Consider the following 21992-nt stretch of genomic DNA (forward strand, 5'->3'; position numbering starts at 1 on the left):
ACGTTTCATGTTGCGTGAAGATTTCCGGAACCTCACCGGCGGGCTCGCTGGGGCCCGGCGGGAATCCGGGACTCGGCCGGGCGTGCGGAGGGGCTCCGTGGATCAGGGAGAATGGGCGCCATGAGCGTGCGCACCCAGCCATCCGAGCCCACCGAGGCCGTCCACCGGGCGGGCTTCGCCTGTTTCGTGGGCCGTCCCAACGCGGGCAAGTCCACCCTGACGAACGCTCTGGTCGGGCAGAAGGTGGCGATCACCTCGAACCGGCCGCAGACGACGCGGCACACGGTGCGGGGCATCGTGCACCGACCGGACGCGCAGCTGATCCTCGTCGACACCCCCGGTCTGCACAAGCCGCGCACGCTGCTGGGTGAGCGCCTGAACGACGTGGTGCGCACCACGTGGGCGGAGGTCGACGTGATCGGCTTCTGTCTGCCCGCCGACCAGAAGATCGGCCCCGGGGACCGGTTCATCGCCAAGGAGCTCGCGGGGATCAGGAAGACGCCGAAGGTCGCGATCGTCACGAAGACCGACCTGGTGGACTCCAAGGCCCTGGCCGAGCAGCTCATCGCGATCGACCAGCTCGGCAAGGAACTGGGGATCGAGTGGGCGCAGATCGTCCCGGTGTCGGCGACCGGGAACAAGCAGGTGGACCTGTTGGCGGACCTGCTGATCCCGCTGCTTCCGGAGGGGCCGGCGCTGTACCCCGAGGGTGACCTGACGGACGAGCCGGAGCAGGTCATGGTCGCGGAGCTGATCCGGGAGGCGGCGCTGGAGGGCGTGCGCGACGAACTGCCGCACTCGATCGCGGTGGTGGTGGAGGAGATGCTGCCGCGCGAGGACCGGCCGGCGGACAAGCCGCTGCTGGACATCCATGCGAACGTCTACATCGAGCGGCCGAGCCAGAAGGGGATCGTCATCGGGCCCAAGGGCAAGCGTCTGAAGGAGGTCGGCATCAAGTCGCGCCGGCATATCGAGGCGCTCCTGGGTACGCCGGTGTTCCTGGACCTGCACGTGAAGGTGGCGAAGGACTGGCAGCGCGATCCGAAGCAGCTGCGGCGGCTGGGCTTCTGAGGGCTTTCGCCCCCACCGCCCCTGACCGTCCCGTCCTCCAGGGGCTGCGCCCCTCCGGCCCCGCAGGGGCTCCGCCCCCACCGAACTCCCCCGCACGACCTGGGCGGCGGCACGGTCGCCGGTGTCCGCGGCGGTGGCCATGACCGCGGTCATCGGGCATCAGCCCCTCACATGATCGACGACAGCTGCCACTGAGCCGGGCGCGATGCGGTCCAGGAGGGGGAGGTGAGGGGCCCAGCCGTCGAGGACCACGGCCTGTGCGGCGAACCTGCGGGCGTGGCACGGCTCGGACAGCTCAGCGAGTGCGGCCAGTGCGCGGGCCCGTGTCGCGCGGTGGGCGATGGAGTGGGCGACGTCCTCGGCCCGGTCGGTGTCCCCGCGGCGGGCCAGTTCCCGGGCCACCTCGATGAGTGCCTCGGCCTGTTCCCAGCGGTCGGTGATCGAGCGGGCGACGGCCTCGGCCCGGTCCGTCTCCCCGCGGCGGGCGAGCTCCCCGGCCACCTCGGCCAGTGCCTCGGCCCGCGCCGAACCATCGGTGATCGAGTGGGCGACGGCCTCGGCCCGGTCCGCGTCCCCGCGGCGGGCGAGCTCCCCGGCCACCTCGGCCAGTGCCTCGGCCCGCGCCGAACCATCGGTGATCGAGTGGGCGACGGCCTCGGCCCGGTCCGTGTCCCCGCGGCGGGCGAGCTCCCGGGCGATGTACGCCTGAAGCTGCGCGCGCGGACGGGGAGATTCGATCGTGTCGGCGAGGGCGGTGGCCCGGCCGATCCGGCCTCGCCGGGCCAGCAGGCGTATCACCGCCCCCAGCAGAACGCCGTGACACGAAGAGTCGTGATCGGTGTCGGTGCCGAGCAGTGCCTCCACCCGGTCGGCCAGGGCGAGGGCGACCTCCTGGTCCGCGGTTTCGGCGACCGCCGTCAACACGCCTGCCATGATCATGGCGGCGTGGGGGCTTCTGACGGATCGACGCAGGAGAGCGTCGATCCGGGCCAGTTCTCCTCTGCGTGCCAGGGAAGCCAGGACCGACTGGGTGATCCGCAGCTCTTCCGGGCCGGGGATCGTGGAGCCGTGCACCAGGGCTCGGGCGAAGCCCTCCAGGCGGTCGGGGAGCGTACGGGCCCAGACGTGGTCACCGGTGACGGCGGCCACCTCCACGAGCACGACGAGTGCCTGTGCTCTCCACTGCCGGTCGGGGAGGTCGTCGCTCGTCTCCTCGGCGCGAGCGGCGAACCTGAGCGCGTCCTGGGTGTCGCCGCTGTCGGCCAGCGCCTTCGCCAGCATGGCCAGGGCTCTGGCCCGGGTGTGCGGATAGCGGAGCCTCTCCGCCAGCGCGGCGGCCCTGTCGCGTTCGCCGGCACGCGCCCACGCCGGTACGACGGCGGCCAGTGCGCGATCCCGGTCCTGCCGCACGGGAATCGACTCGGCCAGTACCTGTGCTTCGTGCGGGTGTCCCGCACCGGCCGCGGCCTTCACCAGTGCCACGAGCTCCCGGGCCCGGTCACGTTCGCAGCGGATCGTGTACGCCTGCTCAGCCGCACGGGGGAGGTGGCCTGCGCGGGCGAGCGCCGTCATGAGGTCCCCGGGCAACTGTCCGACGCCGGTGGCCGTCTCCCACCGTGCCGACAGTCGGACAACGGCCAGCAGGCAGGGCCGGAACCCGCTGCGAAGGATGTTCCGTCCAGCGAAGTTCTCCGGGACGAGACCGCGTTCCTGCTCCAGTTTGCGATCCAGCTCACGCCAGTTGAACAACTGATCCAACCCGTCCGACATGCCCATGCCCCCATCCCCCCTTGGCCGGCCTTTGCCGGGCGCGACCTCGGCCCCCGGCCTCGCCGGGCCGGACGAAAACCTGATGCTCTTGTCGGCGTCGGCCTCCCCGATCCGCCTGTACGCCGATCCTCCCACGCAGGGCATGTCGCCTGCGCCGAACGGAGCTTCGATGTGCCGTCGGGCCGCCACCGTCTGTCTCCGGTCACGTCGCGCACCCACCCTCGCTCGAGTCACGGACCGCTGAAGGACGGGATCGTCCTGGGACACGCGCAGGTACTCACGGCCGGTGAGCCGGCCGCGCGCCTGTCCTCGGCCACAGGTGCGGCGTTCGGGGTGGCGTGTGCGCCGGTGAAAGGCATGCGGGCGGCGTGCCCGCTCGACCGCGCCCGGGAAACCGCACCGAGCGGCAGCGTCAGACGGGTGGGGGCGGCGGGGGCGCAACACAGCCGCGCGGCCCCGGCGAGCGTCACCCCGGCCGGCGGAAGCCGATCGTCGGGACCGCCCGGCGGCGGGGCCACGGCTCCACGTCCTCCTCCGGAACCATCCCGTCGAGGAAGGCGTACCGCGTCAGCGCCGCCGGGTTCTGGTTCTCGTAGGACTGCACCCTGCGCCACCACGCTCCGATCTCCGACCAGTCGGGCGCCGAGAGCGAGCCGCCGAACTCCTGCACGGACAGTGCGGCGGTCAGACCGGCGAAGGCGAGGCGGTCGGCCAGCGGCCACTCCGCCAGCGTGCCGGTCACGAAACCCGCCACGAAGACGTCACCCGCCCCGGTGGGGTCCAGCGCCTCCACGGCGATCGCGGGCACGCCCGCGCTCTCCCCGGTGCGCCCGTCCACGGCGTACGCGCCCTCCGCGCCGAGGGTGACCACCGCCAGCGGGACGTACTCGGTGAGCGCGTGCGCGGCGGCGCGCGGGCAGTCCGTGCGCGTATAGCGCATGGCCTCCTCGGCGTTCGGCAGGAACGCCTCGCAGTGTTCGAGGTCGGCCAGCCCGGCCGGATCCCAGGCCCCGGTCTCGTCCCACCCCACGTCGGCGAAGATCCGCGTGCCCTGCTTCGCGGCCGCCGCGATCCAGGGCTCCCGCCTGCCCGGTGTCAGGGAGGCCACCGCCGCCCGGGCGCGCGGCGGGCAGTCCGGGGCCGGCTCCTCCGGCGGCGGTTCGTGGCCGTGGGAGACCATGGTCCGCTCACCCTCGTACGCCATCGAGACCGTGACCGGCGAGTGCCAGCCGGGGACCTTGCGGGACGGCGAGAGGTCGATGCCCTCACCCTCCTTCAACTCGTCCCAGCAGTACTCGCCGTAGTGGTCGTCGCCGAAGGCCGCGGCCAGACAGGTCCGCAGGCCGAGGCGGGCCAGCGCGGTGGCCATGTTGGCGACGCCGCCGGGGCTCGACCCCATGCCCCGTGCCCAGGACTCGGTGCCGCGCACCGGGGCGGAGTCGAGGCCGGTGAAGATGATGTCGAGGAAGACGGTCCCCGTGAGGTAGACGTCCCAGGGCGGGTCGCCGGGCGCGCGCAGCGCGGCAAGGGGGTCGACGTGGGCGTGGTGGCGGTGCGGTCCCTCTCCGGTGGACGCGGTCACGGTGCGCTCCCTGGCGTGGTGCTGATCCAGCCAGTGTGCACCAGGCGTCCCCGCGGGCGGGCCGGTCGCCCGTACCCGCCGGTGCTCGGTCCGCTACCAGCGCGGCACCGCCGGCGACACCCACCCGGGATCCGCGGCCCGCATCGCCGCCGCGTCGTCGCGGTCGCGCAGGCGGCCGTCGTCGGCGAGCCAGCGCTCGTGCAGCGCGGTCAGCCGGTCGCGGTCCAGGGTGACGCCGAGGCCGGGCCCGTCGGGTACGGCGACCCGGCCGCCGGTGATGGCGACGCGCTCGGTGACGACGTCCTCGGACTGCCAGGGGTAGTGGGTGTCGCAGGCGTGGTGCAGGTTCGGCACGGTGGAGGCGACATGGGTCATCGCGGCCAGCGAGATGCCGAGGTGCGTGTTGGAATGCATGGACACCCCGACCCCGAACGCGCGGCAGATCGCGGCCAGTTCACGGGTGTTGCGCAGCCCTCCCCAGTAGTGGTGGTCGCTGAGCACGACCTGGACGGCACCCCGCGTGAACGCCTCCCTGATCTCGTCGAACGTGGTCACGCACATGTTGGTGGCGAGCGGCACCCCGGTCCGCGCGGCGACCTCGGCCATGGCGGGCGTGCCGAGGGCGGGGTCCTCCAGGTACTCGAGGACGTCGCGCAGTTCCCCGGCCACCTTCACCGAGGTCTCCACCGACCAGGCGCCGTTCGGGTCCAGACGCAGCGGGTGTCCGGGGAACGCCTCGGCGAGGGCGCGGATCGCGGCGATCTCCTCATCCGGCGGGAATACCCCGCCCTTGAGCTTGAAGGACGTGAAGCCGTACCGCTCCTTGAACGCCCGCGCCTGGGCGACGACGCCCGCCGGGTCGAGCGCTGCTCCCCAGTCGTCCTGCTCGCCCGCGACGCCCTCGGGGTGGGCGGCCCACTTGTAGAACAGGTACGCGCTGTAGTCGACCTCGTCGCGGAGTCTGCCGCCGAGCAGCGCGTGCACGGGCAGCCCGAGCGCCTTGCCGAGCGCGTCGAGGCAGGCGACCTCGAAGGCGGAGAGGACGGACAGGCGCAGCTTGTCGGTCGTCTGGACGCCGCGCAGTCCGCCGACGTCGAGCCGGTCGCAGGTACGGGAGCCGTCGACGGCCACCTCTTCGGCGACCGTGAACAGCCCGTTGACGTCGGACACCTGGCGGCCGACCAGTTCGGCGACGAGGGGCCGGGCGAGTTCCAGGTACTTGGTGTCGCCGTAGGTCTCGCCGACCCCGCTGGTGCCGTCGGCCGTGACCACCTCCACGATCAGACGGGGCGTGTACGGCTGGTGGACGCCCTGGGTGTTCAGCAGGGGCGGATCGGCGACGAGGACCGGGGTCAGCCGTACCTCGGAGACGGTCAGGTCGCGGGTCACAGGGCGGCTCCTACGAGGTCGAGTCCACAGGTCAGCAGGTCCGTCAGGTCGGCCAGGTCGGTGGCCGACGGCTCGGTGAGCGGGGCGCGCACGGGTCCCACGGGGCGTCCGCGCAGCCGGGCGGCGGCCTTGACCAGCGACACGGCGTACCCGGGCACCCGGTCGCGCAGGGTGACGAGCGGGACGTAGAAGTCGCGCAGCAGCTTGTCCACCGTGGCGTCGTCGCCCGCGTGCAGCGCGCCGAAGAAGGCGTCCGCGATCTCGGGTGCGAAGGCGTGGACGGCGGAGGAGTAGGCGGGGACGCCCACGGCGGCGTACGCGCGGGCCTGGACCTCCGCGGTGGCGGCGCCGTTGAAGAACAGGAAGCCCTCCGGTGCGGCGAGGGTGAGCCGTTGCAGCCGGTCCAGGTCGCTGTGGCCGTCCTTGAGGCCGATGACGCCGGGGATCCGGGTGATGCGCCGGAACGCCTCGACGCCGTAGGCGACCTGACCGCGCTGGTAGGCGATCAGCGGCAGCCGGGTGCGGGCGGCGATGTGCTCCAGCTGGGCGACGAGCCCGTCCTGCGGGGCGGCGACGAGGTAGTGCGGCAGGACGAGCAACGCGTCGGCGCCCGCATCCTCGGCGACCCGTGCGAACCGTACGGCCTGCGCCCAGCCGTAGCCGACGCCGGCGACGACGGGCACGCGGCCTCGGGCCGCCTCCACCGCGGCGGCGACGACCCGCCCGTACTCGTCCTCGTCCAGGGAGAAGAACTCACCGGTGCCGCAGGCGGGGAAGACGGCGCCGGGGCTGGTGGCGAGCTGCGCCGTGACATGGGCGCGGAAGCCGTCGAGGTCCAGGGAGCCGTCCTCGTGGAAGCTGGTGAGCGGGAAGGACAGGACCCCGCGCGCCATACCGTCCCGCAGCCGCCGTGCCACGGCCTCCGTGTCCGAACCGCCGCTCACCCTCGTTCATCTCCCCGCACAGATCCTATCCACGTATGAAGATGAAGGTTAGATAGGCGAACGGACGTCGTCAATGCCCCGCGCCGGGACCGAGGTGCCGCGCCGCCCCCGCATTACCATCGCCGCATGTCCGACACAGGGGGCGTCCGCGAGGTGAAGTCGGCCGCACGCACGGTGGAGCTGCTGGAGGTGCTCGCCGCGCGCGGCGACCGTCCGGCACGTCTGCAGGAGCTGGCGGACGAGCTCGGCGTTCCGCGCAGTTCCATGTACGCCCTGCTGCAGACCCTGATCTCGCGGGGCTGGGTACGCACGGACGTCACCGGCTCGCTGTACGGCATCGGCATCCACGCGTTGCTGACGGGCACGAGTTACCTGGACTCCGACCCGCGCGTCCGCGCCGTCCGCCCCCATCTGGACGAGGCGTCGGAGGCGCTCGGCGAGACGATCCACCTGGGGCGACTGGACGGCGGGGACGTGGCGTACCTGGCGACGCGCGAGTCGCACGAATACCTGCGCACCATCAGCCGCGTGGGCCGGCGGCTGCCCGCGCACGCGGGCGCGCTCGGCAAGGCACTGCTGGCGGAGCGACCGGACGAGGCGGTGCCGCAGGGGCCGTACGAGCCCCTGACCCCCCGCACGCACACGACACGGGAGTCCCTGCTGGCGGACCTCGCCGCGACACGCGAGCGGGGGTATTCCGTCGACCGGGAGGAGAGCGTCGCCGGTATCGCGGGCTTCGGCTTCGCCCTGCGCTACGACACCCCGGCGCAGGACGCGATCAGCTGCTCGGTGCCGGTGGCCCGGCTGACGCCGGGGCACGAGGAGCGGATCGTCGCGGTGATGGGGGAGATCCGGGCCAGGATCGAGGGCGTCACGGTGGACGGCGCGGGCGCTCCGCACTGGCGCTGAGGGCGACTGACGGCAAGGAGGACGATCGCTGCTACCCGGCCCCGCCAGGGTCAAACCATAAAGTGGCCCACGTCACACATTCTCCGCTTCTTCTCGAACCGCGTGCTTGATACAAATTCCCTGCACGTTCCTGTCGTTCGACGGACGGCGCCCCACCCCTCTTTCTGAGCCGCTCGCTTCGCACGCCCTGGAACGCCCGTGTCCCCCCGCACCGCCCCGCCCTGGCCTCTCGTCGCCCTTTTCACGGCCGGGTACCTGGCCTCCTACCTGCTGCCCACCATCGTCGGCAGGCTCGACTCCGGTCTTCCGCTCTCCGCAACCGAGGCCGGTTCCATCGGCAGTGCCCTGCTGCTGAGTTCGGCCACCGCGGGCTTCCTGCTCGCCGTGCACGTCCGCCGCATCGGGCCCCGCCGCCTCGCCCGCGCCGGGCTCCTGTGCGCCGCCGCCGGCTACGGCACGGCCGCCCTCAGCCACAGCATCCCCGTGGTCGTCGCGGGAGCTGTCGTCGGCGGGTTCGGTTCGGGGACGGTCACCACGGTCGCCGCGACCGGTGTCGCCGCCCAGCGAGACCCCCACCGCGCCTCCACGCTCGGCCTGCTCGGGGTGTCGGCGCTGGCCGGTGCCGTCTATGTGACGGTCCCCCACCTCGGCCCCGGCCACGGCCTGCCGTTCGCCGCGGTCGCCCTCACCTCGCTGCTGGTGTGGCCCGCGACCGGTCGCCTCGCCTCCGGCGGCCCGGCCACCACGGCCGCCCGCGACAGCGGCAGGCTGCCCCGTCCGCGCTCGGGGCTGGTCCTGGCCGCCGGCATCATGTGCTGGTCCCTCGCCCAGAACTCCCTGTGGGGCGTCAGCGGACGCATCGGCCTCGCCCAGGCCCACCTGACGGAGGTCACCGTCGGCGCGGTCTTCGCGGTCGCACTCGGCGCCGGGCTGCTCGGCGTGCTGGGCGCGGGCGCGCTCGGCCCGCGCCTCGGCCGCGCCGTGCCCATCGGCGCGGGCACCGCGCTCATCGCCGGCTGCATCGCGGTCAGCGCGTCCGCCACCGGGCTCGGCACCTTCGCCACCGGCGAGATCGCCTGGAACACGCTCTACCCGATCGTGCTGTCGTATCTGATCGGTCTCGCCGCCTCCCTCGACGGGCGCGGCCGGTGGGCGGTCCTCGTCGGCTCCGCCTCCTCGCTCGGCACAGCGGCGGGCCCCCTGACCGGCAGTGTGCTGTCCGCGCGGGCGGGCTTCCCCGCGATGGGCGCGATCCTCGCCGCCGGGCTGTTCGCGGTCGCGCTGCCGCTCACCGCGGTCGCCCTGCACACCGGGGGCCGCACGCTGCGGCCGGCGCCGGTGCGCCGGGGGTGGGCGTCCCCCCTGCCCGAAGAGCTCGGGGGAGCACCCGTCGTGGGCGTACCCGACGTCTACGAGAACTCGTACGCGTCCACCTCGGCGAGGTAACGCGCCCGCCGTTCCTCGTCGTGCTCCAGGAAGGACGCGAGGAAGGAGTTGCGGGCCAGCTCGCGCAGCCGCTCCTCGCCGAGACCCAGCGACGTGCGGACGGCGTCGAAGTTGTCGCCGGCGTAACCGCCGAAGTAGGCGGGGTCGTCGGAGTTGACGGTGCACAGCAGCCCGGCGTCGAGCATGGCCGGCAGCGGGTGGTCCGCCAGGACGTCGACGGCGCGCAGGCGGACGTTGGACAGGGGGCACAGGGTCAGCGGGATCCGCTCCCGGACGAGCCGCTCCACCAGCGCCGGGTCCTCCATGCAGCGCAGCCCGTGGTCGACGCGCTCGACGCCGAGGACGTCGAGGGCCTCGGTGATGTACTCCGGCGGTCCCTCCTCACCGGCGTGCGCCACCCGCCTGAGGCCCAGGGCGGCGGCGGCCTCGTACACCTCGCGGAACTTGACCGGCGGGTGCCCGACCTCCGCCGAGTCGAGGCCGACACCGGTGATCCGGTCGAGGTACGGCCTCGCCGCCTGCAGGGTCTCCATGGCCGACTCGGCGGACTCGTCCCGGAGGAAGCACATGATCAGCCGGGTGGAGACGCCGTGGTACTGCTCGCTGCGGCCGAGCGCTCGCCACAACCCCTTCACCACCGTGCCCAGGTCCACGCCGCGGGCGGTGTGGGCCTGGGGGTCGAAGAAGATCTCGGCGTGCCGCACGCCCTGTGCGGCGGCGCGCTCCAGGTAGGCGTTGGCGAGGTCCTCGAAGTCCCGCTCGGTGCGCAGGACGGCCATCAGCTCGTAGTACAGGTCCAGGAAGGACTGGAGGTCCTCGAAGGCGTAGGCCGCGCGCAGTTCGCCGGTGTCGGCGTAGGGCAGCTTCACGCCGTTGCGCGCGGCCAGCTCGAACGCCAGCTCGGGCTCCAGAGTGCCTTCGACGTGGAGGTGCAGTTCAGCTTTCGGGAGGGGCATCGAAGCATCGTACGGGCGTTTTACCGCCGTTTCGGAACCGGCACCCGCATCAGGTCGTGCGCCACCGTCAGCTCCCCCTCGAACCCGGCGTCCCGCGCCTGCCGTTCGAATTCTTCCGGCGCGGTGTAGCGCTGGCTGAAGTGGGTGAGCACGAGGTGGCGCACTCCGGCGTCGGCGGCGGCACGGGCGGCCTGCCCGGCGGTCAGGTGACCGTGCTCCACGGCGAGTTGTGCGTCCTCGTCGAGAAAGGTCGACTCGATGACGAGCATGTCGCAGCCGTCGGCGAGCGCGTGGACGCCGTCGCACAGCCGGGTGTCCATGACGAACGCGAACCGCTGCCCGCGCCGCACCTCGCTGACCTCCTCCAGCGACACACCGCCGAGGGAGCCCTCCCGCTGGATCCGCCCGACGTCGGGCCCCTTGATGCCGTGCGCCGCGAGCCGTTCGGGCAGCATGCGGCGCCCGTCCGGCTCGACGATCCGGTAGCCGTAGGACTCGACGGGGTGGGAGAGCCGCCGGGCCTCCAAGGTGTAGGCGACGGTGACGGCGAGGGGGCCGTCCGCGGCGACCGGCGCCTCGGTGAGCGGGACGGTCTCGCGGTACGCCGTCGCATGGCGCAGCCGCTCGAAGAACCGGCGGCCGGACTCCGGGTAGTGCGCGGTGATCTCGTGCGGCACCTGGTCGAGGTTGATGCGCTGGATGACGCCGGCGAGTCCCAGCGAGTGGTCCCCGTGGAAGTGCGTGACGCAGATCCGGTGCAGGTCGTGGGCGGCGACCCCGGCACGCAGCATCTGCCGCTGGGTGCCCTCGCCGGGGTCGAAGAGGATGCCCTCGCCGTCCCAGCGCAGCAGGTAGCCGTTGTGGTTGCGGTGCCGGGTCGGGACCTGGCTCGCGGTGCCGAGGACGACCAGTTCGCGTACGGACACGGCGTCTTACCCGGGGGGCCACTGCAGGCCGCGGCCGCCCAGGACGTGGGCGTGCGCGTGCCAGACGGTCTGGCCGGCGCCGCTACCGGTGTTGAAGACGACGCGGTAGCTGTCGAGCTTCTCCTGCGCGGCGACCTCGCCGGCCTCGCGGAGGACGTCGGCGGCGATGGCCGGTTCGGCGGCGGCGAGGGCGGCGGCGTCCCGGTGGTGCACCCGGGGGATGACCAGTACGTGGGTCGGTGCCTGGGGGTTGATGTCCTGGAAGGCGACGGTGGTGTCGGTCTCCCGGACGATCGTCGCCGGGATCCGCCCCGCGACGATCTTGCAGAACAGGCAGTCGTCCTGCGGTTCTCCCGCCATGCGTGCCTCCTCACACGGACTGATCACTACGACGGCATGCTATCGGCACTCCCTGCCCGCCCGCCCCGCAAGGGCGGGTGGGCGGGGAGCATCCGCCGCGGGGCGGCGGATCACAGGGCCGGCAGCTCCGGGGGCTGTTTCGCCGGGCGTTCCTCCAGGGCCGCCAGGGCCAGGCGGATCGCCTCGTCCAACTGCGTGTCCCGGCCCGCCGCGTAGTCCTGCGGGGCCTGGACCACCTCCACATCCGGGTCGACGCCGTGGTTCTCGACGCCCCACCCGTACCTCTCCAGCCAGAACGCGTACTTCGGTTGGGTCACCAGCGTCCCGTCGACCAGCCGGTACCTGCTGTCGATCCCGATGACACCGCCCCACGTCCGGGTCCCGACCACCGGGCCGATGCCGAGCGCCTTGACGGCCGCGTTGACGATGTCGCCGTCCGAGCCGGAGAACTCGTTGGCGACCGCGACGACGGGTCCCCGCGGCGCGTCCTCCGGGTAGCTGTACGGCCGCAGTCCGCGCGGCAGGTCCCAGCCCACGATCCGCCGCGCCAGCTTCTCCACGACCAGTTGGGAGGTGTGGCCGCCCCAGTTCTCCCGGACGTCCATGATCAGCCCGTCCCGGGCGACCTCGATCCGCAGGTCGCGGTGGAGCTGGGCCCACCCGGAGCCGACCATGTCGGGCACGTGCAGATACCCGAGCCGCCCGCCCGACTTCTCGTGCACGTACGCCCGCCGGTCCGCCACCCAGGCGTGGTACCTGAGCGGCTCCTCGTCGGCGATCGGGACGACGACGGCGTACCGCAGGTCACCCCCGCCCGCCGGCGACACCGTCAGCTCCACCGGTTTGCCGGCCGTCCCCACCAGCAGCGGACCGGGTCCGGTCACCGGATCCACCGGCCGCCCGCCGACCGCGACGATCGCGTCGCCGGCCCGTATCGCCACCCCGGGCGCGGCCAGCGGTGCCCGGGCGTCGGGGTCGGAGGTCTCCGAGGGCAGCACCCGGTCGATGCGCCAACTGCCGTCGGGTTGCCGGGAGATGTCGGCGCCGAGCAGTCCATGGCGCCGGTCGGCGCCCGGCCCGTGGCCGTGGGGGACGACGTACGCGTGCGAGGTACCCAGCTCGCCCTGCACCTCCCACAGCAGGTCCACGAGGTCGTCGTGGGTGGCGACCCGCTCCAGCACCGGCCGGTAGCGGTCCAGTACGCCGTCCCAGTCGACACCGCCCAGGTCGGGTCGCCAGAAGTTGTCCCGCATGATCCGGCCGGTCTCGTCGAGCATCTGCCGCCACTCGGCCGCCGGATCGACGGTCTGCCGGATGCGCGACAGGTCGACGGTGATGTTCGCGTCGCTGTCGTCGTCGTGCGGCGCGCGCCGGTCGCTGGGGACGACCTTGAGTTTGCCGTCGGTCCACAGCAGCACCCGCTTGCCGTCCCCGCTGACCGAGAAGTGGTCGGTGTCCGAGGCGAGGTGCTCGATGCGCCGCTGGAGGAGGTCGTAGCGCTCCAGCTCGCTCCTGGGGTCCGGATCGTCGGGGGTGGCGCGGGAGGCGCCGAGGACACCGCGCACCGGGTGCCGCAGCCACAGCACCCCGTCCTTGGCGGCGCGCAGTCCCGAGTAGCGGGCGGCCTCGACGGGGAACGGCACGATCCGGTCGGCCAGGCCCTCCAGGTCGACGCGGGTGGTGGGCGCGCCCTCGCTGTCGGGTGTCTCGTCCTTGTCGGGCGTCTCGACGGGGCGGCCGTGCCGCTGTGGTCCGAACGGGGACGGGGTGGTCGCGGCGAGCGTGATCAGATACGGCCGGGAACCGCCCACGAAGGCGAGGTCGAAGACGTGCTCGTCGTACACCGGGTCGAAGGAGCGCGCCGACAGGAACGCCAGGTGCTTGCCGTCGAGGGTGAAGGCGGGCGCGTGGTCCCGGAACCGCAGCGGGGTCGCCTCGGTCACCGACAGGTCGGCGGTATTGGCGAGTTTGAGCTGCCGCAGCGGACGCGGACCGGGGTGCGACCAGGCCAGCCACCCCGAGTCGGGTGCGAAGACGAGCCCGCTCACCTCGCCGTCCTCGCTGCGGTCGACCTCGCGCACCTCGCCGCTGTCCCGTTCGACGAGCAGCACCCGCCCGTCGTGCGCGGCGACGGCGACCTTGCCGCCGTCGGGTGACACCGCGAGCCCCAGGACCCGCCCGAGCCGCCCGGCGGCGAGCCGCCGCGGGACGGCGCCGGGAGCCAGGCCGGTGGCGGGCGCGAACTCCAGCGCGTCGTCGCCCTCCGCGTCCGTCACCCACACCACCCATTCCTCGCCGTCCGCGCGGAAGGTGTGCGGCAGCCGGGCCCGCACCCCGTGCTCGGCGGCGAGCGCGCGGGCGGGCCCGGAGCGGTGGGTGATCCAGTGGACGGCGCCGCGCACCGAGATCGCGCTGCCGCGCCCGGTGTGGTCGGGCGAGGCGGCCCCGAACCAGCGGGAGGGGTCGACCGGATACGGCTGGAGGTCCACGCGCTGCCCGCCGAGCCGGATGCCGAGCGGCCTGGGCTGCGCGCCGTCGAGGTCGTCGAGGACCCACAGCCGGCCGGCCGAGGAGTACACGACCCGGGTGCCGTCGGTGGCCGCGTGCCGGGCGTAGAAGCCGTCGATCTGCGTGTGCCGTCGCAGGTCGGAGCCGTCGGCGAGCGACGAGTACAGCGCCCCGACGCCCTCGTGGTCGCAGAGGAAGGCGATGCGGTCCCCCACCCACGACGGGTACTCGATGTTGCCGTCCAGGGCCTCGTGCAGCCGTACGAACTCGCCGTTGCGCTCCCGGTCGATCCACAGCTTGCCGGCCGTGCCGCCCCGGTACCGCTTCCAGAGGGCGGCCTCGCGGGCCCCGGCGGACAGCAGCACGGTGTGCGGCCCGTACGCGACCTCGCCGACGGGCCCGTGGGGCAGCACGGTCGCCGGGCCCCCGTCGAGCGGGACGGCGTGCGCCCAGGTGCGGCACGACGAGATCTGGCCGACCGTGCTGAGCGCGAGCACGTCCCCGTCCGGGGTCCAGCCACGCACCTGGGTCTGCCCACTCCCCCAGTGGGTGAGGCGCTTGGCGGGTCCGCCGTCGATCGGCGCGATGTGCACCTCCGGGGCGCCGTCGCGGGTGGAGGTCCAGGCGACGGTCGTGCCGTCCGGGGAGATGCGGGGGTGGTTCACGGGTATGTTGTCGGCGCTGACCCGCCAGGCGCGGCCACCGTCGAGGGGGGCGACCCAGACGTCGTCCTCGGCCGTGAAGGCGACCAACTCGCCGTGCAGGTGCGGGAAACGGAGATACGCGGGAGATGCGGACTCGGTCACCAGGTCACCCTAAGCAGCGAGCGCGGTCCCGAACAGGGGGCTTTCCCCCTCACCTGCGCCTTGCCCGCGGCCCATGCGTCCGTCACTTGCCCTGGACCGGCCAGCAGGTGGGGTCGCCCTGGCACCAGATGGTCCTGGTGACGGTGACGGTGACCGTGGGCCCGGGCCCCCCGGGGCCGGTCGGTCGGCCGGCGGGCGGGCCGGGCGTACCGCCCTCGCAGTCGCCGAGGCCGCTGACGTGGAACAGCTCCTTGCCGCCCACGGCGGCCCTGAGGTCCCCGCGGACGCACTTGCCGTCGATCGCGCGGGTGACCCGGCCCTTGACGGTGATGTCCTTGCCGTCGTCCGTCTGCCCCTTGCAGTCGACCGTGACGACGGCGACCTCGCTCGCCGAGGGCGCCGCACCGGACGTGCCGGCCCTGCCGCTGCCGTAGTCGCCCGAGCAGCTGAGCCAGCGCACCTTCACATGGTGCCGCTGAAGCTCCTTCGTGGCGGTCTGGTCCGTGGTGTACGCCACCGCCGCGGAGCTGAGTTCACCGGGCTGGCAGGCCACGGCTCCGCCCACGGCCACCACCGCGAGACCGGTGACCGAGGCGAGCCGTCGTAACGCGGGCCGTCGCCCATTGCGCCGCAATGCCCCCATGAAGGGCAGCGTGCCACTCCCACGGCGGTGACGGAAGAGCGCATACGGTCACGCGAGCGCCCCGCCGCGGCCTCCCCCACGCGCCCTCAACCGCGCAACAACAGCCACTGCTGGAGTTCCACCAGATTGCCCTCCGGGTCCTTGAGGTGGGCGACACGCATACGGTCGGTCATGGGGGCCGGGCCGTGCAGCAGGATGGCGCCGCGGGAGCTGATCCCGTCGCAGTACGCGTCCAGGTCGTCCACGCGCAGCACCACCAGCGAGCGGTGGCCCGTGGCCTCGTCCCCCAGTTCGCCGAGGACCTGGGCCATCATCCTCCGGTCCTGCAGGGCGATGCCCGCGGATCCGGTGGCAGGGCTGAACTTCTCGTACGGCCCGTCCACCGCGCCCGACTGCGGCTTGAGGCCGAGGACATCGGCGTAGAAGCGGTAGCAGGCGGCGAAGTCCGACACCAGCAGCCGTACCTGGGCGAGTTCCATGCTGTTCCCCCGTGGCTCGATGAATCCGTTGGATCCGTGCGTCAGGACCAGCGGCCCGTGCGGCCGAGCAGCAGCGCGGCCGCCGCGGTGCCGGCGGTCGATGTACGAAGGACACTACGACCGAGGACGTAGGCCTTCGCGCCCGCTTCCCGGAACAACGTCAGCTCCTCGGCCGAGATGCCCCCTTCGGGTCCGACGACGAGCACGATCTCGCCGTCGGCGGGGAGTTCGGCGGTGGCGAGCGGCTCACTGCCGTACTCGAAGTCCGAGTGCAGGACGGCGGCGAGGTCCGCTCCGGCGAGAAGTGCGGCAACCTGTCTGGTGGTCGCCGCGTCCGCGACCTCCGGGAAGCGCACCCGCCGCGACTGCTTTCCGGCCTCGCGGGCGGTGGCCCGCCACTTGCCGAGCGCCTTCAGCCCGCGGTCGCCCTTCCACTGGGTGATGCACCGGGAGGCCTGCCAGGGGACGATCGCGTCGACACCGACCTCGGTCATGGTCTCCACGGCCAGTTCACCGCGGTCGCCCTTGGGCAGGGCCTGCACCACGGTGATACGGGGCGACTCGACGGGCTCCTCGTGGACGGACGCCAGATCCATGATGACGAGACGGTCCTTGCCCTCGGCGGCCTTCACCACCCCCTCGGTCCACCGTCCGCGCCCGTCGGTGAGGACGACGTGCTCGCCGGGCCGCAGCCGCTTCACCGAGACCGCGTGCCGGCCCTCGGGCCCGTCGAGCACGAACTCCGGGCCGATGACGTCGAGTCGGTCGACGACGAAGACGGGAGCGGTCATCGCCCCGCACCTCCCGTCGACAACGCCGTCGTGGCTTCCCGAAGCTCCGTGACCAGCACCTCCACCAGCCGGCCGGCGGGCAGGTCCCGCGCCAGGCGGTGGCCCTGGCCCGCCCACAGCGCCATGCCCTGGGCGTCACCGGCCTTGGCGGCCGCCTTGCGCACCGGGGAGGTCAGGTGGTGGATCTCGGGGTACGCGGCGGGCGCGTAGGGGCCGTGCTCGCGCATGAACCGGTTGACCAGACCGCGGGCCGGACGCCCGGAGAACGCCCGGGTCAGCTCGGTGCGGACGAAGTGGGGATCGGTCAGCGCCTGCTTGTGCACGGGGTGGGCACCGGACTCGGGCGTGGCGAGGAACGCGGTGCCGAGCTGCGCGGCGCTCGCCCCCGCGGCGAGGACGGCGGCGATCTGGCTGCCGCGCATGATGCCCCCGGCGGCGACGATCGGGATGCCCACGGTCTCGCGGACCTGGGTGAGGAGCGACAGCAGCCCGATACCGGCGCCGTCGCTCTCGTGGCTGTCCCGGTGGGTGCCCTGGTGGCCTCCCGCCTCGACGCCCTGCACGATCACCGCGTCCGCGCCCGCCTCCTGCACGGCGAGAGCCTCCTCGGCGGTGGTCGCGGTGACCAGGGTGAGGGTGCCGAGGCGGCGCAGGGAATCCAGGACGTCCGGGGCCGGGACGCCGAAGTGGAAGGAGACCACCGGGACCGGGTCGTCGAGGAGGACGGCGAGTTTGGCGTCGTAGCCGTCGTCACGGCCGCTGTCGCGGTCACCGAGCTCGGTCCTGTACCAGGTGGCCTCACCGGCGAGCTGGTTGGCGTAGACCTCGACGGCGGCCGGGTCGGCATGGTCCGGCTGCGGCATGAAGACGTTCACGCCGAACGGGCGGTGGGTCAGCCCGCGAAGCTGCTTGATCTCCTGGTACATCCCGTCGGCGGTCTTGTACCCGGCCGCGAGGAACCCCAGGCCACCGGCCTCGGACACGGCGGCGGCGAGCTGCGGCCCGGAGGCGCCGCCGGCCATGGGGGCCTGCACGATCGGGTGCGGGAGGAGATCGGTCAGGGAGGGCATGACGGCATGTTGTCACGTCTTTCGAACGAGTCGGAATCCGACCTTCTGTGGCATACGCCGGTGGAACAACCAGCCCCTCCGGGACCCGTGCTCGAAGAGCTCGGGCGATTCCGAGGACGAGGACGGGGCCGCCCGCTCCGAAGCGGGGTCCGGGGCGGCAGTCCCCAGGGGCGACGGCACCGAGGCCGGGTACCGCTCCACCTCCGGGTGGCCAAGGCCGCTCCGCCCCCGGGTGGCCAAGGACGCGGCGCCCGTGGAACGCGTCCTTCAGCCGCGAGAACAACCCCCGCCGCCCCGGCCGACCGTGCCTGCCCGGGGGCCAACCCGCGGACCTCCGGCCCACCCGGCCCCGGCGTCAGCGCCCGTTGAACGCGTCCTTCAGCCGCGAGAACAACCCCTGCTGCCCCGGCTGGAACTGCCCCTGCGGTCGCTCCTCGCCGCGCAGCTTCGCCAGCTCGCGCAGCAGTCGCTCCTGCTCCGGGTCCAGCTTGGAGGGCGTCTGGACCTCGACGTGGACGATCAGGTCGCCCCGGCCACCGCCGCGCAGATGGGTGACGCCGCGGTTGTGCAGCGGGATCGACTGCCCGGACTGCGTACCGGGCCGGATGTCGACCTCCTCCAGGCCGTCCAGCGTCTCCAGCGGCACCTTCGTGCCGAGGGCCGCCGCCGTCATCGGGATGGTGACCGTGCAGTGCAGGTCGTCGCCGCGGCGCTGGAAGGTCGGGTGCGGCAGCTCGTGGATCTCGACGTACAGATCGCCGGCCGGACCGCCGCCGGGGCCGACCTCGCCCTCGCCCGCGAGCTGGATCCGCGTGCCGTTGTCGACACCGGCCGGGATCTTGACGGTGAGCGTCCGGCGCGAGCGCACGCGCCCGTCACCCGCGCACTCCGGACACGGGTTCGGGACGATCGTGCCGAAACCCTGGCACTGCGGGCACGGCCGGGAGGTCATGACCTGGCCCAGGAAGGACCGCGTGACCTGCGAGACCTCGCCCCGGCCACGGCACATGTCACACGTCTGCGCCGAGGTGCCGGGCGCGGCGCCCTCGCCGTTGCAGGTGTTGCAGACGACGGCCGTGTCGACCTGGATGTCCTTCGTCGTGCCGAAGGCCGCCTCGTCCAGCTCGACCTCGAGCCGGATCATGGCGTCCTGGCCCCGGCGGGTGCGCGAGCGCGGCCCGCGCTGCGACGCCGTGCCGAAGAAGGCGTCCATGATGTCGGAGAAGTTCCCGAAGCCGCCCGCGCCGAAGCCGCCCGCACCGGCACCGCCCGACTGGGACAGCGGGTCGCCGCCGAGGTCGTAGACCTGCTTCTTCTGCGGGTCCGAGAGCACCTCGTACGCGGCGTTGATCTCCTTGAACCGCTCCTGCGTCTTCGGATCGGGGTTGACGTCCGGGTGCAGCTCGCGAGCGAGCCGGCGGAACGCCTTCTTGATCTCCTCCTGCGACGCGTCGCGGCGCACGCCGAGTACGGCGTAGTAGTCCGTGGCCACTTACGACTCCGCCAGGATCTGTCCGACGTACCGTGCCACCGCTCGTACCGCTCCCATCGTTCCCGGGTAATCCATGCGGGTCGGTCCGACCACGCCGAGTTTCGCTACTGCCTCGCCGCCCGAACCGTAGCCCACGGAGACGATGGACGTGGAGTTGAGTCCTTCGTACGCGTTCTCATGACCGATACGCACCCGCATGGCCGGATCCTTCGCCTCGCCCAGCAGTTTCAGAAGCACGACCTGCTCCTCCAGCGCCTCCAGGACGGGGCGGATGGTGAGAGGGAAGTCATGCGCGAAGCGGGTGAGGTTGGCGGTGCCGCCGATCATCAGCCGCTCCTCGGTCTCCTCCACCAGCGTCTCCAGCAGCGTGGAGAGCACCGTCGAGACCGTGCTGCGGTCCTCCGGCTCCTCGAACGCCTCGGGGAGATCCTGCACGAGCTGCGGGACGTCCGCGAAGCGGCGGCCGGCGACCCGGCTGTTGAGCCGTGCGCGCAGGTCCGCGAGCGACGTCTCGCCGAACGGCGCCGGGCAGTCGATCATGCGCTGCTCGACCCGTCCGGTGTCCGTGATCAGCACGAGCATCACACGCGCCGGCGCCATCGCCAGCAGCTCCACGTGGCGCACGGTCGAACGCGTCAGCGACGGGTACTGCACCACGGCGACCTGCCGGGTGAGCTGGGCGAGGAGCCGTACCGTGCGCGCCACCACGTCGTCGAGGTCGACGGCACCCTCCAGGAAGTTCTGGATGGCGCGGCGCTCGGGCGGACTCATCGGCTTCACGGCCGCGAGCTTGTCCACGAAGAGGCGGTAGCCCTTGTCCGTGGGGATGCGTCCTGCGCTGGTGTGCGGCTGGGCGATGTACCCCTCCTCCTCCAGCGCGGCCATGTCGTTGCGGACGGTGGCCGGGGAGACGCCGAGGTTGTGCCGCTCGGTGAGGGCCTTGGAACCCACCGGCTCTTCGGTGCCCACGTAGTCCTGGACGATGGCGCGCAGCACCTCGAGCCTGCGTTCACTGAGCATCGCGCACACCTCCAGCGGTCATGTCCCCTTGGCGCTTCCCCTGGCACTCTGCGCTTGTGAGTGCCAGCATTCCCCGGCCCAGTGTACGGCTGTCGGGTACACACCCGGCAAGGGCGGGCGCCGGTGCCGTGCCCGGGTGTACCACCTGTACCGGCCTGTCCCCTGCCGCTTCGGGCGCCTGCGGATAGCGTCGCCGTATGACGGTGTTGTGGGAAGAGCCGGGGTGGGAGGCGCTCGGGGCGCGTGTGGGGCGGACCAGGCTTCCGGTCTGGGACTGCACGGCCGGGCTGGTGGTGGGCGACGACGCGGCGCTGCTGGTGGACGCCGGATCGAGCCTGGCGGAGGGTGCACGGCTGCGCGACGCGGCGGAGCGGCTGCTCGAGCCGCTCGGCTCGGACCGGCGTGTGACGCATCTCGCGCTGACCCACCCCCATTTCGACCATGTCTTCGGGGCGGCGGCGTTCGCGGGCGCGGAGGTGTTCGGGGCGGTCGGCATCGACGGGGTGTTCGCCCACGGGCGGGGCGCACTGCTCGCCGACGCGGTGCGCAACGGCTTGGACCCGGCGGACGCGGCGGCGGCCGCGGATCTGCTGGTCCGCCCGCGCCACCAGGTCTCGGGCGAGTGGACGCTGGACCTGGGCGGGGTGCAGGTGCTGCTGGCGAACGTGGGCCCGGGCCACACCGCCCACGACCTGGTGGTGTTCGTCCCCGGGAACCCCGGTTTCCCGGAAGTGGTCTTCTGCGGGGACCTGGTGGAGGAGTCCGGCGAACCGCAGGCGGGCCCGGACGCGATCCCCTCGCACTGGCCGGCGGCCCTGGACCGGCTGCTGGAGCTGGGCGGCGAGGACGCGGTGTACGTGCCGGGGCACGGGGCGGTGGTGGACGCGGGGTTCGTACGGGCCCAGCGGGACGAGTTGGCGGCCCGTTTCGGCGTGTCGTAGCGACTCCCGGCGTGTCGTGGGACCTCGCGAACACCTTCTCCTATCGTCATCCGAATGCGCCAGTACTCTCCGGACCTGACCCCGCCGTGGAAGAAGCCGAAGCCCGTGCCGGAGGTCCCGGCGGACCCCGGTCTGGTGGTGGAGGAGCCGCGCACGGGGTTCTGCGGGGCGGTGATCGGCTGCGAGGCCGGCACGGTGACGCTGGAGGACCGCTTCGGCAAGCACCGGGTGTTCCCGTTGGAGCCGGGGGGCTTCCTGCTGGAGGGCCGGACGGTGACCCTGGTGCGTCCTGCCGGGCAGGCGCCGGTGCGCCCCACGCGCACGGCGTCGGGCTCGGTCGCCGTCCCGGGAGCGCGCGCGAGGGTGGCCCGCGCCGGCCGCATCTATGTGGAGGGCCGCCACGACGCGGAGCTGGTCGAGAAGGTGTGGGGCGACGACCTGCGCATCGAGGGCGTGGTGGTGGAGTACCTGGAGGGCGTGGACGACCTGCCGTCGATCGTGGAGTCCTTCTCCCCGGGCCCGGACGCGCGGCTGGGCGTGCTGGTGGACCACTTGGTGCCCGGTACCAAGGAGTGGCGGATCGCGGAGTCGGTGACGAGTGAGCACGCGTTGGTGGTCGGGCACCCGTACATCGACATCTGGGAGGCCGTGAAGCCGGCCTCCCTGGGGATCGCGGGATGGCCGAAGGTCCCACGTGGGCAGGACTGGAAGACAGGGGTGTGCCGGGCACTGGGGTGGCCGTCGGACAACACCGGCGCGGTGTGGCAGGCAATCCTGAAGCGGGTGCAGTCCTACAAGGACCTGGAGCCGGAGTTGCTGGGGCGGGTGGAGGAGCTGATCGACTTCGTTACGGACGGCGGCGGGGTTTGACGCCGGGGAACGTCCCGGA

The 21992-nt window shown here is 72.9% G+C and carries 19 protein-coding genes; 5 read left to right on the top strand and 14 right to left on the bottom strand.

The window, feature by feature from the left end; translation table 11 throughout:
• Positions 1-120: 120 nt before the first annotated feature.
• Positions 121-1071, top strand: coding sequence for a GTPase Era (gene era, locus AC5WS8_RS05610; protein WP_496102152.1), 951 nt, complete (start codon positions 121-123; stop codon positions 1069-1071).
• A gap of 159 nt (positions 1072-1230) precedes the next feature.
• Here era and AC5WS8_RS05615 read toward each other — a convergent pair whose 3' ends face one another.
• The 4 genes from AC5WS8_RS05615 to AC5WS8_RS05630 all read right to left on the bottom strand — a co-directional run bounded on the left by AC5WS8_RS05615 (position 1231) and on the right by AC5WS8_RS05630 (position 6705).
• A complete protein-coding gene (locus AC5WS8_RS05615) occupies positions 1231-2847 on the bottom strand; it encodes a tetratricopeptide repeat protein (RefSeq protein WP_496102153.1) in 1617 nt (538 codons plus the stop codon).
• 460 nt (positions 2848-3307) lie between these two features.
• Positions 3308-4423: a carbohydrate kinase family protein gene (locus AC5WS8_RS05620; protein ID WP_496102154.1), complete on the bottom strand. Its 1116-nt coding sequence runs from the start codon at positions 4421-4423 to the stop codon at positions 3308-3310.
• 93 nt (positions 4424-4516) lie between these two features.
• Positions 4517-5812, bottom strand: a complete 1296-nt coding sequence (locus AC5WS8_RS05625) for a glucarate dehydratase family protein (protein ID WP_496102155.1) — start codon at positions 5810-5812, stop codon at positions 4517-4519.
• Positions 5809-6705, bottom strand: coding sequence for a 5-dehydro-4-deoxyglucarate dehydratase (locus AC5WS8_RS05630; RefSeq protein ID WP_496102417.1), 897 nt, complete (start codon positions 6703-6705; stop codon positions 5809-5811). The genes AC5WS8_RS05625 and AC5WS8_RS05630 overlap by 4 nt, the downstream gene beginning before the upstream one ends.
• A 177-nt stretch (positions 6706-6882) precedes the next feature.
• On the opposite strand from AC5WS8_RS05630, the gene AC5WS8_RS05635 reads away from it, so the two are divergent.
• Both AC5WS8_RS05635 and AC5WS8_RS05640 read left to right on the top strand, forming a co-directional pair.
• Positions 6883-7665 (top strand): IclR family transcriptional regulator, encoded by a 783-nt coding sequence (locus AC5WS8_RS05635; RefSeq protein WP_496102156.1) that lies wholly within the window; start codon positions 6883-6885, stop codon positions 7663-7665.
• A 198-nt stretch (positions 7666-7863) separates the two neighbouring features.
• The gene (locus AC5WS8_RS05640; protein WP_496102157.1) at positions 7864-9111 is read left to right on the top strand and encodes an MFS transporter; all 1248 of its coding nucleotides are present in this window, start codon (positions 7864-7866) and stop codon (positions 9109-9111) included.
• Here the strand turns inward: AC5WS8_RS05640 and AC5WS8_RS05645 are convergent.
• The 10 genes from AC5WS8_RS05645 to hrcA all read right to left on the bottom strand — a co-directional run bounded on the left by AC5WS8_RS05645 (position 9075) and on the right by hrcA (position 20162).
• The gene (locus AC5WS8_RS05645; RefSeq protein WP_496102158.1) at positions 9075-10067 is read right to left on the bottom strand and encodes an adenosine deaminase; all 993 of its coding nucleotides are present in this window, start codon (positions 10065-10067) and stop codon (positions 9075-9077) included. The two genes, AC5WS8_RS05640 and AC5WS8_RS05645, sit on opposite strands and share 37 nt — an antisense overlap.
• A gap of 20 nt (positions 10068-10087) precedes the next feature.
• Positions 10088-10993: a ribonuclease Z gene (locus AC5WS8_RS05650; protein WP_496102159.1), complete on the bottom strand. Its 906-nt coding sequence runs from the start codon at positions 10991-10993 to the stop codon at positions 10088-10090.
• A 6-nt stretch (positions 10994-10999) separates the two neighbouring features.
• Positions 11000-11353, bottom strand: coding sequence for a histidine triad nucleotide-binding protein (locus AC5WS8_RS05655; protein WP_496102160.1), 354 nt, complete (start codon positions 11351-11353; stop codon positions 11000-11002).
• Positions 11354-11463: 110 nt separating this feature from the next.
• Positions 11464-14667 (bottom strand): S41 family peptidase, encoded by a 3204-nt coding sequence (locus AC5WS8_RS05660; RefSeq protein WP_496102161.1) that lies wholly within the window; start codon positions 14665-14667, stop codon positions 11464-11466.
• Between the two features lie 82 nt (positions 14668-14749).
• On the bottom strand, positions 14750-15310 hold the full coding sequence (locus AC5WS8_RS05665) for a hypothetical protein (protein ID WP_496102162.1): 561 nt from the start codon (positions 15308-15310) through the stop codon (positions 14750-14752).
• An 86-nt stretch (positions 15311-15396) separates the two neighbouring features.
• Positions 15397-15789 carry a VOC family protein gene (locus AC5WS8_RS05670; RefSeq protein ID WP_496102163.1) on the bottom strand — a complete coding sequence of 131 codons (393 nt, stop codon included), beginning with the start codon at positions 15787-15789 and terminating at the stop codon, positions 15397-15399.
• A gap of 41 nt (positions 15790-15830) precedes the next feature.
• The gene (locus tag AC5WS8_RS05675) at positions 15831-16580 is read right to left on the bottom strand and encodes a 16S rRNA (uracil(1498)-N(3))-methyltransferase (protein ID WP_496102164.1); all 750 of its coding nucleotides are present in this window, start codon (positions 16578-16580) and stop codon (positions 15831-15833) included.
• Complete coding sequence (locus AC5WS8_RS05680) at positions 16577-17650, bottom strand: nitronate monooxygenase (RefSeq protein ID WP_496102165.1); 1074 nt, start codon at positions 17648-17650, stop codon at positions 16577-16579. The genes AC5WS8_RS05675 and AC5WS8_RS05680 overlap by 4 nt, the downstream gene beginning before the upstream one ends.
• A 355-nt stretch (positions 17651-18005) precedes the next feature.
• The gene (gene dnaJ, locus AC5WS8_RS05685) at positions 18006-19142 is read right to left on the bottom strand and encodes a molecular chaperone DnaJ (protein WP_496102166.1); all 1137 of its coding nucleotides are present in this window, start codon (positions 19140-19142) and stop codon (positions 18006-18008) included.
• The gene (gene hrcA / locus AC5WS8_RS05690; protein ID WP_496102167.1) at positions 19143-20162 is read right to left on the bottom strand and encodes a heat-inducible transcriptional repressor HrcA; all 1020 of its coding nucleotides are present in this window, start codon (positions 20160-20162) and stop codon (positions 19143-19145) included.
• Between the two features lie 197 nt (positions 20163-20359).
• On the opposite strand from hrcA, the gene AC5WS8_RS05695 reads away from it, so the two are divergent.
• Entirely contained in the window at positions 20360-21103 is a 744-nt protein-coding gene (locus tag AC5WS8_RS05695; protein ID WP_496102168.1) for an MBL fold metallo-hydrolase, read from the top strand.
• A 54-nt stretch (positions 21104-21157) separates the two neighbouring features.
• Complete coding sequence (locus AC5WS8_RS05700; protein ID WP_496102169.1) at positions 21158-21973, top strand: DUF3097 domain-containing protein; 816 nt, start codon at positions 21158-21160, stop codon at positions 21971-21973.
• Positions 21974-21992 lie beyond the last annotated feature (19 nt).

The sequence above is a fragment of the Streptomyces sp. PTL18 genome, assembly GCF_059510295.1.